The 12,179-nt window shown below is 76.3% G+C and carries 10 protein-coding genes and 1 riboswitch; of the genes, 2 read left to right on the top strand and 8 right to left on the bottom strand.

All coding sequences use genetic code 11. The features are described 5' to 3' along the window. Window positions 1-1,104 precede the first annotated feature (1,104 nt). Complete coding sequence (locus tag O2V61_RS09920; protein ID WP_269183151.1) at window positions 1,105-2,925, top strand: gamma-glutamyltransferase family protein; 1,821 nt, start codon at window positions 1,105-1,107, stop codon at window positions 2,923-2,925. 43 nt (window positions 2,926-2,968) lie between these two features. On the opposite strand, the gene O2V61_RS09915 is transcribed toward O2V61_RS09920, so the two are convergent. Further along, window positions 2,969-4,108 (bottom strand): hypothetical protein, encoded by a 1,140-nt coding sequence (locus O2V61_RS09915; protein ID WP_269183150.1) that lies wholly within the window; start codon window positions 4,106-4,108, stop codon window positions 2,969-2,971. A gap of 140 nt (window positions 4,109-4,248) precedes the next feature. Between O2V61_RS09915 and O2V61_RS09910 the strand changes: the two genes are divergently transcribed. Beyond that, the gene (locus O2V61_RS09910; RefSeq protein ID WP_269183149.1) at window positions 4,249-6,756 is read left to right on the top strand and encodes a SpoIIE family protein phosphatase; all 2,508 of its coding nucleotides are present in this window, start codon (window positions 4,249-4,251) and stop codon (window positions 6,754-6,756) included. A gap of 21 nt (window positions 6,757-6,777) precedes the next feature. Here the strand turns inward: O2V61_RS09910 and O2V61_RS09905 are convergent, their stop codons facing one another. The 7 genes from O2V61_RS09905 to O2V61_RS09875 all read right to left on the bottom strand — a co-directional run bounded on the left by O2V61_RS09905 (window position 6,778) and on the right by O2V61_RS09875 (window position 12,044). Next, complete coding sequence (locus O2V61_RS09905; protein ID WP_269183148.1) at window positions 6,778-7,218, bottom strand: ATP-binding protein; 441 nt, start codon at window positions 7,216-7,218, stop codon at window positions 6,778-6,780. Window positions 7,219-7,361: 143 nt separating this feature from the next. Beyond that, window positions 7,362-7,940: a thiamine phosphate synthase gene (locus O2V61_RS09900; RefSeq protein ID WP_269183147.1), complete on the bottom strand. Its 579-nt coding sequence runs from the start codon at window positions 7,938-7,940 to the stop codon at window positions 7,362-7,364. Beyond that, window positions 7,937-8,764: a thiazole synthase gene (locus tag O2V61_RS09895; RefSeq protein ID WP_269183146.1), complete on the bottom strand. Its 828-nt coding sequence runs from the start codon at window positions 8,762-8,764 to the stop codon at window positions 7,937-7,939. The genes O2V61_RS09900 and O2V61_RS09895 overlap by 4 nt, the downstream gene beginning before the upstream one ends. A 1-nt stretch (window position 8,765) precedes the next feature. Beyond that, window positions 8,766-8,972 (bottom strand): sulfur carrier protein ThiS, encoded by a 207-nt coding sequence (gene thiS, locus O2V61_RS09890; RefSeq protein ID WP_269183145.1) that lies wholly within the window; start codon window positions 8,970-8,972, stop codon window positions 8,766-8,768. Continuing rightward, a complete protein-coding gene (gene thiO, locus O2V61_RS09885; protein WP_269183144.1) occupies window positions 8,969-10,072 on the bottom strand; it encodes a glycine oxidase ThiO in 1,104 nt (367 codons plus the stop codon). Before thiO ends, thiS begins: the two co-directional genes overlap by 4 nt. Before the next feature lie 5 nt (window positions 10,073-10,077). After that, window positions 10,078-10,704, bottom strand: coding sequence for a thiamine phosphate synthase (gene thiE / locus O2V61_RS09880; protein ID WP_269183143.1), 627 nt, complete (start codon window positions 10,702-10,704; stop codon window positions 10,078-10,080). Then, the gene (locus tag O2V61_RS09875) at window positions 10,701-12,044 is read right to left on the bottom strand and encodes a purine-cytosine permease family protein (protein WP_269183142.1); all 1,344 of its coding nucleotides are present in this window, start codon (window positions 12,042-12,044) and stop codon (window positions 10,701-10,703) included. Before O2V61_RS09875 ends, thiE begins: the two co-directional genes overlap by 4 nt. Next, window positions 12,035-12,145, bottom strand: a riboswitch (TPP riboswitch). (Overlaps the previous gene by 10 nt.) Between the last annotated feature and the right edge of the window lie 34 nt (window positions 12,146-12,179).

Genomic DNA, 12,179 nt, shown 5'->3' with positions numbered 1-12,179 from the left:
GGGGTTGTCGACTAGTGCCCGGGTCCGGAGGTGGGTCATCGACCGCTGCAGAGGGGTCCGGCAACGGTTGGGTCACGCGGTCGGGGAGGGGTGTCCCGAACGGGGGTCCGGGGGTTCCGCCGTCCGTAACTTCTTCCTTGCCCGCGGCCCCTTCCCCGGCCGCGGCGACTACTTCCCCGGGAGGGCAGCAATGGCGATCCAGCTGGCACCGGTCCGGTCGACCGCCCTGCCCGCCCCCCGGGAGACCGGGCGGCTCGGGCTGTTCGGCACCGACACCCCGGCGCCCAACACCACCGACCTGGCGTTCGGCCTCGCGGTCGGCCTGGCGTGCGGCGTGCTGGGCATGCGCCCCAGCCCGCTGGCGGACGACGCCGTCCCGGTGCGCCCGGCCCGGTCCCGGCGTCGCCAGCTCGCCCGCCGCGCCGCCGGCTGGGGCGCCGGCGAGGACGGTGCGCACCTGGCCTGGCGCCCGAGCCCGCTGCCGGTCTACCGGCTGACCGACGGGCCGGCCCCGTCCGCGCGGCGTGCGGCGCCCCCGTCCCCGGTCGCCCCGGCGGTGCGGCCGGCCCCCGCCCCGTCCCGGCCACCGGCCGTGGACCACGAGCTCGAGGCGGCGATCGAGTTCGCCACCGACTTCTCCGTCGACCTGCTCACCACGCCCGTGCGGCTGGCTGCGCCGGCGCCGCGGCTGACCGCCCCGGTGCGGCAGCTGCTCGGCCGACTGCGGGGCGTGCGCCGGCGGGCGGCGGCCTGGGGCAGCGGCCCGAACGGGGCCTCGCTCAGCTGGGGCCGTCCGCTCCTGCCCCCGGTGCACCAGCTGACCCTGGCGGCGCTCCCCGAGCCCGATCCGCGGCCGGCCCGGGTGGTCGTGCCCGCGCCCCGGCAGCCGGTCGACCTGTGGCCCGCCGGCGTCGACCTGCGGCAGCACGACATCGTCCTCCGGCATCGAGCCCCGGAGGACGACGACGCCCCGCCGATGCGGGAGCTGCCCAGCACCCCCACCGCACCGCCTCGGCCCCGCAGCGCGGTGACCGAGCCCCGCAACCCGGGGACCGAGCCGTCGCGACCCAGCGCGAACCGGCCCCCCCTCTCTAGGGTGGCTGGGTGTTCACCACGCGGCCGGAGCTCGCCGGCACCTTCGGGATGGTCGCCTCGACGCACTGGCTCGCCAGCGCCGCGGGCATGGCGACCCTCGAGGCCGGTGGGAACGCGTTCGATGCCGCGGTCGCTGCGGGCCTCACCCTGCAGGTGGTCGAGCCGCACCTCAACGGCCCGGGGGGCGAGGTCCCGATCCTCTTCGCCCGGAGCCCGCGGGCAGCCTCCGGCGCGGGGGTCCCCGTGGTGCTGTCCGGTCAGGGGGTCGCCCCCGCCGGCGCCACGATCGACGCCTTCGGGAGCCTCGGTCTCGACCTGATCCCAGGCACCGGTCTCCTCGCCGCCACCGTGCCCGGCGCCCTCGGCGCCTGGCTGACCCTCCTGCGCGACCACGGCACCCTGCCGCTGGACGCCGTCCTCCGCTTCGCCATCGAGTACGCCGAGCACGGCCACCCGGTCCACCCCCGGGTCGCCGCGACCGTCGCCTCGGTCTCCGAGCACTTCCGCACCCACTGGCCGACCTCGGCCGCCACCTGGCTCGCCCCCGACGGAGCACCCCCCACCGCCGGCCGCCTGTTCCGCAACCCGGTCCTCGCCTCGACCTACCGCCGACTGCTCGACGCAGCGCGCGGACCCTCCCGAGAGGCGCAGATCGACGCGGCACTGGCGTCCTGGTACACGGGGTTCGTCGCCGAGGCGATCGACGAGTTCTCCCGTGTCCCCGTGATGGACGACTCCGGTCGTGCCCACCGCGGCCTCCTCACGGGTGAGGACCTGGCCAGCTGGGCACCGAGGTACGAGCCGCCGGTCACCCTCGACTGGCAGGGGTGGACGCTCGCGAAGGCCGGGCCGTGGTCCCAGGGCCCGGCGCTGCTCCAGGCGCTCGCGATGCTGGACGGCCACCCGGCAGCAGGGGCCGGGGCCGGGTACGCATCGGGCACCGCCGATGCCGACCTGGTCCACGTCAGCGCGGAGGCGGTGAAGCTGGCGATGGCCGACCGGGAGGCCTGGTACGGCGACACGGCCGAGGCCCCCGTGGACGACCTCCTCTCCACCAGCTACACCGAGCAACGGCGGGCGCTGATCAGCGACCGGGCCAGCACCGAGCTGCGGCCCGGCTCGCCAGGGGGGCGCCCGCCCCGGCTCCCCGCGTTCGTCACCGACGCCGCCGCCGGCGTCCGGGTCGACCGCGGCACGATCGCCGGGGTCGGGGAGCCCACTGTGGACACCCGGGGCACCACCCGGGGCGACACCTGCCACGTCGACGTCGTCGACCGCTGGGGCAACCTCGTCTCGGCCACCCCCTCCGGCGGCTGGCTGCAGAGCTCGCCGGTCATCCCCTCGCTGGGCTTCGCGCTGGGCACCCGGGCGCAGATGTTCTGGCTGGAGCCCGGGCTCCCCAACTCGCTGCAGCCGGGCAAGCGGCCGCGCACCACGCTCACCCCGTCGCTGGCGCTGCGCGGCGGCGTGCCGACCCTGGCCTTCGGCACCCCCGGCGGTGACCAGCAGGAGCAGTGGCAGCTGTGCTTCTGGCTGGCCCACGTGCTGGGCGGGCTGGACCTGCAGGCGGCCATCGACGCGCCGGCCTGGCACACCACCAGCTTCCCGTCGTCGTTCTACCCGCGCGAGATGTCCCCGGGCGAGCTCGTGGTCGAGTCCCGGCTCGGCGACGACACCATCGCCGAGCTGCGCCGTCGCGGCCACGCGGTCACCGTCTCCGACCCCTGGTCGCTGGGCCGGCTGTCCGCGGTCTCGGTCGACCCGGAGACCGGCATCCTGCGCGCCGGGGCCAACCCGCGGGGGATGCAGGGCTACGCCGTCGGTCGCTGAGCCGTCGGTCGCTGAGCCGTCGGTCGCTGAGCCGCTGGTCGGTTCAGCTGGGCGCCTCCTCCTCGGCCAGCTCCTCGGGCACCACCGCGGCCAGGCAGCGCCGGATCGCCAGGGCGATGCTGCTGGCGGCGAAGAGGTCGTCGTCGGTGTGCCGCCGGGCGCGCCGCAACTGGTCCTCGAGGGCGTGCAGCTCGTCGTAGGCGGCGCGGGTGACGTCGGGCTCGGCGGTCGGGCCGTCCACCGAGCGCAGCACCTCGGCCAGCCCGCCCAGCGCCGAGGCCGCGCACGGCCGCAGCGACGGGCCGAGCGCCACGTGGGAGAGGTCGGCGGTCTCGGTCTCCGCGATCAGCTGGGTGAGGTCCTCCACCATCAGCGTCAGGCGTTCCAGTGCCCGGGCCTGGGCGTACTGCCGATCGGCGTCCTGCTGGTGCCGCCGGGCCCGGAGGTTGCCCCGGCGGGCCTCGTCGGTCTGCTGGACCGCTGCGCGGGTCTGCGCCAGCACCGGGTCGATGGTGTGGATCCGCTCGCGCCACTCGTCCTCGGTGGGCGGGTGCTCCAGTTGCAGGCCCTCGGCGAGGTCCTCCAGCTGGGTGGCCAGCAGGTCGCGCAGCCGGCCGAGCTCGGTCTGCGAGGGCGCCAGCGGCAGCGGCGGGAAGAGCGCCAGGACGGCCGTCCCGATCAGCGCACCGAAGAAGGTGAGCCCGGCGTACCCCACCACGTAGTCGAGTGGGTCACCACCGCCGATGATCAGCACGAAGATCGCTGCGGTGGGCACCCAGCTGCCGGAGCTGCCCAGCCGGTGCCAGCCGGCGAAGAGCACCCCGACGGTCACCACGATGGCCACCCGGGCCACGATCGGGACGGGCAACGCGTCGACGGCCAGCGCCACCGCCGCCCCGAGGGCGATCGCGGACACCGACTGCGCGGCCGACCGGGCCGAGCCGGCCAGGGTGGTGGAGATGGCGATCACCGCACCGAACGGCGCGTAGTAGGGGTACTCCTGCGCCGCTCCCGGGATCAGGCGGGCGAGCGCCCAGGCGATCGTCGCCGCGAGCGCGGCGCGCAGGGCCAGGCCGATCTGCGGGTGCCGGGCCCAGCTGCGCTGCACCGCACCGGACCAGGAACGGGGGTGCCACGAGCGCGGCCGGCCGACCTGCGACCACGGGCGGGTGGTTCCGTCCATCCGGTCATCGTCCCCCGTGGGCGGCGGCGGCGCCTGGGATGGCTCTGTGCAGTGCGCCGGTGCCACGAGGCATGATCAGTTCCGGTACGCAGCGGTGGAGACCCCCGCCGGCGGGCGTACGGAGCGGGGGCAGGTAGGCCATGTCGGTGCAGCACCCCGATCGCGTGGCGCCGGTCGCCGGTCCCCTGCTGCAGCGGCTGACCGATCTGGCCGTCCGGCTGCTGGGGCCCGACGTCGCCCAGCTCTCGCTGGTCGGCGCAGCGGAGTCGGCGGCCGTCGTCAGCGGTCCGGCTGCCGGTCCCGCGGGTGTCGGGACGCCGCTGGTGGAGGCGCTGTGCGCCCTGACCGTCGAGTCGGGGGAGCCGCTCGTCGTCCGGGACGCCGCGCACGACCCCCGGGTGGCGGGCCGGTCGCCGGCGGTCTCCGGTGCGGTCGGGGCCTACCTCGGGGTGCCGCTGGAGGGCATGGCAGCCGCGCTGTGCGTCGTCGGTGCAGCGCCACGGGACTGGACCGACCGGGACGTCGCCGTCCTGGAGCTGCTCGCCGAGTGCGCCGCGAGCGAGCTCCGGCTGGCCGGGGTCAGCGCGGAGTCGGAGGCCGCCGGGTGGCGGTGGGCGCTGGCCATCGACGCGGCCGAGATCGGCAGCTTCGACTGGGACGCCGTCGCCGACCGGCTGATCTGGGACGACCGGCTGCTGCCCCTCTACGGCTGGGACCGCGCGGACTTCCCCGGCACGCTGGACGCCCTGGTCGTGCGGGTGCACCCGCACGACCGGGAGGGCGTCATCGCGACGATCAGCACGGCGCTGGCGACCGGGGACGGCTTCGACCAGGAGCACCGGGTCCAGCTGCCCGGCGGCGAGGTCCGCTGGGTGCGTGCCCGCGGCCGTGCCGTCCTGGACGACGCCGGGACCGCGGTCCGGGTCGTCGGGGTCGCCCATGACGCCACCCAGCGGCGGCGGACCGAGGCGCAGGTCTCCCGGGTGCTGGAGTCGATGCCGGCGGCCTTCTTCTCCCTCGGCCGGGACTGGTCCTTCACCTACGTCAACGCCGAGGCCGAGCGGCTGCTGGGCAACGGCCGGGCGGAGCTGCTGGGCGGCGACCTCTGGGAGCTCTTCCCGGCCGCGGCCGGCAGCGACTTCGAGCGGCACTACCGGCACGCCATGGACAGCGGCGAGCCGGCGCTGTTCCGGGCGTGGTACCCGCCACCGCTGGACAGCTGGTACGAGGTGCGGGCCTGGCCCAGCGACGAGGGGCTGTCCGTGTACTTCCTCGACGTCACCGAGCGTCACCGCGCCGAGGAGGCCGCCCGCCGGGACGCCGAGCGCCTCGCGCTGGTCGCCCGGGTGTCGGACGTCCTCTCCACCGCCCTCGTCGACCGGCGGGGTGCACGCGGTGCCCTGCAGGAGATCGTGCAGGCCGTCGTGCCCGACCTGGCCGACTGGGCGATCGCCAGCCTGGTCGAGGAGGACGGCCGGCTGCACGACGTGGCCAGCTGGCACCAGGACCCGGCCGCCCGCCCGGTCGCGGCCACGTACGCCCGGCTCCGGCTGGCGGCGCTGACCAGCACCGCCCCGATCGTCGACGCCCTGGCGACCGGTGAGGTCACCGTCGTCCCCGACATGGCGGCCGCCGTGGGGAACGGGCTGCCGGCGGGAGAGGTCCGCGAGGCGTACTGGGTGCTGGACCCCGGGACCGCGGTGGCGCTGGCGCTGGTCGCCCGCGGGCAGGTGCTCGGGGCGGTGACCCTCTACCGCGACCGGGGCCGGGCCCCGATGGACGCCCGGGAACTCGAGCTGCTGCGGGAGGTCGCCGACCGGGTGGCGGTCGCGCTGGACGGGGCGGCGCTGCAGGAGCAGCAGCGACGGATGGCCGAGGAGCTGCAGCGCAGCCTGCTCACCGACCCGCCGGAGTCCGACCACTGCGAGACCGCCGTGCGCTACGTGCCCGCCGTCCAGGCCGCCCAGGTGGGCGGCGACTGGTACGACGCCTTCCGCCAGCCCGGCGGGGCGACGGTGGTGGCCATCGGGGACGTCGTCGGCCACGACACGGTGGCCGCCGCGGCCATGGGGCAGCTGCGCAGCCTGCTGCGCGGCATCGCCTACAGCGGCGGTGCCGGGCCGGCCGGGGTGCTCACCGACCTCGACCGGGCGATGGAGGGGCTGCAGGTGCGCACGCTGGCCACCGCGGCCGTGGCCCGGCTCGAGCGCGAGCAGGTCGACCGGGACCGCGGCGAGACCCGGCTCCGCTGGTCCAACGCCGGCCACCCGCCGCTGCTGGTGCTCACCCCGGACGGGCGGGTGGAGGTGCTGGCCACCGAGCGGGCCGACCTCATGCTCGGCATCGACCCGACCACTGCCCGGCGTGAGCAGGTGACCGTGCTGGAGCACGGGTCCACCGTGCTGCTGTACACCGACGGCCTGGTCGAGGGCCCCGACCTGCCGCTGGACGAGGGCGTCGCCCGGCTGGTCGGCCTGCTCGCCGAGCTGGGGCAGCTGCCGCTGGAGCTGCTGCTGGACCAGATCGTCGTCCGGCTGCGCCCGCAGGGGTCGGAGGACGACGTCGCGCTGGTCGCCGTCCGGCTGTACCGGGAGGACCTGACCCGCCCGGTCGAGAGTGGGTCGGACGTGCGGTCGCCGGGGAGCTGAGCCGGCTCAGCGGCGGGGGACTCAGCGGCGGGGGAGCAACGCCCAGACGCTCTTCTGGCCGTCGGTGAGGTGCCAGCCGTGCGCGTCGGACATCTCGGCGATCAGGTAGAGGCCGAGCCCGCCCTGGCTGGGGTCACGATCCACCGCCGGCTGCGGGGGGCGCTGGGCCGCGGAGTCACGCACCTCGATCAACCAGGCGTGCGGCGTCCGCTGGACCGAGGCCTGCACGCCACCGCCCCCGTGCCGGAGGGCGTTGGAGGCCATCTCGTCGAACGCGAGGACGACGGCCTCGTCGAGCTCGATCGCCTCGCGGTCGCCCCGGGACTCCTCGGCCAGCCCACGGCGCAGCTGGGCGCGCACCCGGGGGAGCTCGGCCACGCTGCTCAGCGCCCAGTGCCAGCGGTCCTCGGCGGGCGGCGGAGGGGACGACGGCCACGCAAGGCTGGTGCGCTCGCCCGTCACCCGGTCTCCTCGCTGTCTGGCCGCCTGTCTGCACGGCGAACCCCTGTCTTGTCTCGGCAGGGGCAGGTCCAATCATGAACCTGCTGTGATGCCCACCTCACCGGTCCGGGGTGGGTCGCGCCAGTCGAACGGCGCGTCGTCCCTCAGCCGGTGAGCACGGCCAGGTGGTCCCGCACGGACGACGGGTCGCGCATCACCCCGCCCATCACCGCCACACCCCGGGCGCCGGCGGCGAGACAACCGGCGACGTCGTCGGGGCCGATGCCGCCCAGCGCGTAGACCGGCGGCCCGTGCGGGACCAGCTCGGCCAGGCCGGTCAGCCCGAGTGCCGGGCCGTGGCCGGGTTTGGAGGCGGTCAGGAACACCGGGGACAGGAAGGCGTGGTCGCACCCCTCGGCCCGGGCCCGGGCCAGTTCGGCGGCGGTGTGGCAGGAGCGGCCGAGCCGGCCGGGGCGCGGCGTCGGCAGGGGGTCGGCCGCCGACAGGTGGACGGCGGACCACCCTGCGCTGCCGGCGGCCCCGGCCCAGACCAGGGCGCCGCCCACCGGGGACAGCAGGGCCTGCAGCTCGGTGGCGAGGCGCGCCCGCTCGTCGAGCGGGAGGTCCTTCTCCCGCAGCACCACCGCCCGGGCGCCGGCGTCGACGGCGGTGGCCACGGTGGCGGTCAGGCTGCCCCGGCACTGTGTGCGGTCGGTGAGCACGAGCAGCCGCGGCAGGGTCACAGCTCGGGCAGCCCCTGCATCGACGTCGACGCCTCGGCCAGCCAGCGACGCGGGATCCGGCCCGCCCCGCGGGCCAGCCGGCCGCCCTCGACGGCCTGCCGCATGGCCAGCGCCATCTGGACCGGTTCCCGGGCCCGGGTCACCGCCGACGCCAGCAGCACCGCGTCGCAGCCCAGCTCCATCGCCAGGGCCGCGTCGGAGGCGGTGCCGATCCCGGCGTCCAGCACCACCGGCACGCTGACCTCCTCGCGGAGCAGGGCGATGTTGTAGGGGTTGCGGATGCCCAGCCCGCTGCCGATGGGTGAGCCGAGCGGCATGACGGCCGCGCAGCCGACGTCGGCGAGCCGCCGGCCGAGGACCGGGTCGTCGGTGGTGTACGCGAGCACGGTGAAGCCGTCGGCGACCAGCTGCTCGGCGGCGTCCATCAGCTCCACGGCGTCGGGCAGCAGCGTGCGGTCGTCGCCGATGACCTCCAGCTTGATCCAGTCGGTCTCGAACGCCTCCCGGGACAGCTGGGCGGTGAGCACCGCCTCCCGGGCGGTCTGGCAGCCGGCCGTGTTGGGCAGCAGCCGGACCCCGCAGCGGTTGAGCACCTCGAGCATCGCGCTGCCCGCAGCTGCCTCGACCCGGCGCAGCGCCACGGTCACCAGCTGGGTGCCCGAGCTGCGCACCACCCGTTCCAGCACCTCCAGGCTGGGCAGGCCGCCGGTGCCCAGGATCAGCCGGGAGGTGAACGTCTCCCCGCCCAGGGAGAACGGGTCGGTGGCCTCTTCCTGCTCGAGTGCGGGAGCCAGTTCCTCGGTCAGTTCGCGGTCCTTCTGCATCTCAGCCTCCTGCCGTGGGGGCGAGCACCTCGAGGCGGTCGCCGGGGGAGAGCTCGGTCGTCGTCCAGTTGCTGCGCGGGACGACGTCGCCGTTGCGGGCGACCGCGACCCGGTCGTGCCCGCTGGTGCGCTGCGCGACGAGCGCGGCCACGGTCGTGCCGGCCGGCAGCTCGACGGGGCTGCCGTTGACGGTCAACGGGATGGTCATCGGTGTGGGAACCTCTCGACGGTGAACGGGGCGGCCAGCTCGGGCAGCTCGCCGGTGGCCAGCAGCTCGGCGACGACGTCGCCGGTCACCGGGGTGAGCAGGACGCCGTTGCGGTGGTGACCGGTGGCGAGCACCAGCCCAGGCAGCCCGCTGGGGCCCAGCAGCGGGGCGTTGTCGTCGGTGCCGGGCCGCCAGCGGGCGAGGGTCTCGAGCAGCTCCAGCTCGGTCACCCCGGGCACCACCTCGATCGCGTCGTGCAGCAGGTCGTGCACCCCGCCGGCGGTGACCGTGGCGTCGAAGCCGCGGTCCTCGGTGGTCGCCCCGACGATCAGCCCGTCCTCGCCGTAGGGCACCAGGTAGACCTGCCGGCCGCGGACCAGCGCCCGCACCGTGCCGGTGAGCAGCCCGGCCGCGCCGGCCATCCGCAGGATCTGCCCCTTCACCGGCCGGACCGGCAGCGGGGGCACCCCGGGGAGGGTGCCGCTGTGCGCGCCCAGGGCCAGGACGACGGTGCTGGCGGACAGCACCGAGCCGTCGGTCAGCTGCAGCCCGGTGGCCCGCCCACCGGCGACCTCCACGCCGGCCACCCGGTCCCGGACGAACCGCACCTCGGCGGCCTCGGCGGCTGCGGTCAGCGCCCGGTGCAATGCCCGGCCGTCGACCGAGTGGTCGCCCTCGACGGCCAGTCCACCGCGCAGGCGGGGGGTGAGCGCGGGCTCCCGGCGGCGGGTCTCCCGCGGGGTCAGCCGCTCGACGGCCAGCCCGAGCTCCTGCTGGTAGCCGTGCAGCGCGTCCAGCGCCCGCACGTCGTCGGCGTCGAAGCCGACCACCACGGTGCCCGCGGTGCGCAGCCCGACCGGCAGGCCGCCGGCCGCCTCGACCTCGGCGGCGAACGCCGGGTAGCGCTGGAGTGAGGCCAGGCACAGCCGGAGCAGCGCCTGCTCGCCGTAGGCGGCCTCGGTGACCGGCGCGAGCATCCCGGCGGCGGCCGCGGAGGCGCCGCTGCCCGGGGCGTCGTCGACGACGGCGACTGAGAGGCCGCGCTGGGCCGTCCGCCAGGCCACCGACAGCCCGATCAGCCCGCCTCCGGCGACCGCCACGTCGATCACCGGGGGGCCGCCAGGGCCCGCAGCAGCTCCGCCGTCGCGGCACCCGGGTCGGCGGCGCCGGTGACCGCACCGACCACCGCGACCCCGGCGGCGCCGGCGGCCAGCAGCTCCCCGACCCGTGCCGCGGTGACCCCGCCGATGGCGATGACCGGCACCGGCACCGCGGCGGCCACGGCACCGATCCCGGCGACCCCGATCGGGGCGGGGAGACCGGTCTTGGTGGTGGTGGCGAAGGCCGGGCCGACCCCCAGGTAGTCCGCGCCCTCGGCCACCAGCTCCCGGGCCCGCTGCGGGTCGCGGGCCGTGCCGCCGAGAAGGTGCCCCGGCCCGGCGACCCGCCGGGCGGCGGCGAGGGGGAGGTCGTCGGCGCCCAGGTGCGTCCCGTCGGCGCCGACGGCCAGGGCGACGTCGACCCGGTCGTTGACCAGGACGGTGGTGCCGGCGGGCCGGCAGAGCTGCACGACCGCGGAGGCGAAGTCGTGCAGCACCCGGTCGCTGCAGCCCTTCGCCCGGACCTGCACCACCGGCGCCCCCGCGGCCACCGCGGCCGCGACCACGGCGAGCGCACCGGGGCCGCCGTCGGCGTCGGTGAGCACGTGCAGCCGGCCCAGCGACCCGGTCATGCCCGCTGCCGCCCGCGGCGGGCGTCGAGCAGTGCGACCACCGCGGTGAGGGACGCCGCGACCGCCAGGCTGACCAGCGAGGCCGACCAGCCGTTGGCCGGGTCGATGCCGAGGTCGGCCTGGCGTGCGGCCCACCAGGAGGTCCAGCCGGCGCCGACGCCGGAGAAGAAGGTCGGCAGGGTCAGCTGGTAGGCGACGAACCCGGCCAGCCACGGCAGCAGGTAGACCAGCCGGGCCGGGGCGGTGTCCGAGGTGTCCCACCGGCCGGGGGCGCTCAGCGCGTAGGCGACCAGGAAGACGCCGATCAGCGGGACGAAGACCGCGCCGATCAGGAAGAGGAACGGCTCGTAGGCGACGATGTCGAAGCTCAGCGCGAGCACGGTGGCGGTGGCACCCACGCCCAGCGCGAGCAGCCGGCGGTCCAGCCGGGCCACCACGTTCTGCGCCGACACGGCCGTGGAGTAGACGTTCGCGAAGGCCTCGTCGAGCTCGACCACGACGAGCACCAGCACCGCCACCGCTCCGAGCTGCACGGCCAGCAGCGCGTCGATGACGTCGAGCCCGGAGCTGCCGTAGGCGGCCAGCGCCAGCACGCCCAGGGTGAACATGGCGGTGGTGGCCAGGCCGTAGCCCAGGGCGGTGCTGGTGCCGGCGACCCGGCCGCTGCGCACGTGCCGGGTGTAGTCGGCGGCGAGCGGGAACCAGGAGACCGGCAGGGCGATCACGATGTCGGTCGCCGTCCAGAACGAGGCGGCGCCGCCGGCGTCCAGCGGGGCCAGCGGCTCGGAGAGCACCTCGACGAACAGGTAGACGATCGCGGCCAGTGCCAGCCACACCGCGTACCGGGACAGCACCCGGACCACGCCGAGGGGCCGCAGCGCCATCGCGGTGGCGAGTACTCCCGCGACCAGCACGAACGGCCACCGCGGCGCGTCCAGCACCCGGGACGCCGCCTCGGCGATGATCACGATCTCGAAGGTGGCCCAGCCGATGCACTGCACCAGGTTCAGCGCGGTGGGCAGGTAGGAGGCCCGCCGGCCGAGGAGGCCGCGCAGCAGCACCATCCCCGGCACGCCCTCGCGGGCGCCCGCGGCGGCGGCCAGCCCCAGCAGCGATGCGCCGATGACGGCGCCGACGACGATCGCGGCGAGCGTGACCGACAGCGGCCGCCCGGGCAGGACGACGTAGACGGCGGCCACCGGCAGCAGCAGGCTGATGCCCAGGTTGCCCCACAGGCCCGCGGACTCGCGGAAGCCCAGCGTGCGGGCCGCCGGCTCGGTGAGGGTGAGCGGTGCGTCCGCCCCGGACGTGGTCGTGCCGACGGTTTCAGATGTGCTCATCACGGGCTCCCTACGCCGGCATTACCCGGTCAGGTTCCAGCGGTCGGCGGCGCGTCAGCCGCCCTCTCAGCCCGGTCCTCCGAGCTCCCGCACATGGCTCGACGCCATGACGTGGCCACCCTAACCACCTCGTAG

It is taken from the genome of Modestobacter sp. VKM Ac-2985 (genome assembly GCF_026967925.1).
Classification (GTDB): domain Bacteria; phylum Actinomycetota; class Actinomycetes; order Mycobacteriales; family Geodermatophilaceae; genus Modestobacter.
This window is presented reverse-complemented; position numbering and strand designations above follow the sequence as displayed.

What these genes read in the sequence shown, in the direction of transcription:
- O2V61_RS09915 (WP_269183150.1), bottom strand. Translation starts at nt 4,108, where the DNA reads ATGGACGGAACCACCCGCCCGTGGTCGCAGGTCGGCCGGCCGCGCTCG.
- O2V61_RS09910 (WP_269183149.1), top strand. Translation starts at nt 4,249, where the DNA reads ATGTCGGTGCAGCACCCCGATCGCGTGGCGCCGGTCGCCGGTCCCCTG.
- O2V61_RS09895 (WP_269183146.1), bottom strand. Translation starts at nt 8,764, where the DNA reads ATGCAGAAGGACCGCGAACTGACCGAGGAACTGGCTCCCGCACTCGAG.
- thiS (WP_269183145.1), bottom strand. Translation starts at nt 8,972, where the DNA reads ATGACCATCCCGTTGACCGTCAACGGCAGCCCCGTCGAGCTGCCGGCC.
- thiE (WP_269183143.1), bottom strand. Translation starts at nt 10,704, where the DNA reads ATGACCGGGTCGCTGGGCCGGCTGCACGTGCTCACCGACGCCGACGGC.
- O2V61_RS09875 (WP_269183142.1), bottom strand. Translation starts at nt 12,044, where the DNA reads ATGAGCACATCTGAAACCGTCGGCACGACCACGTCCGGGGCGGACGCA.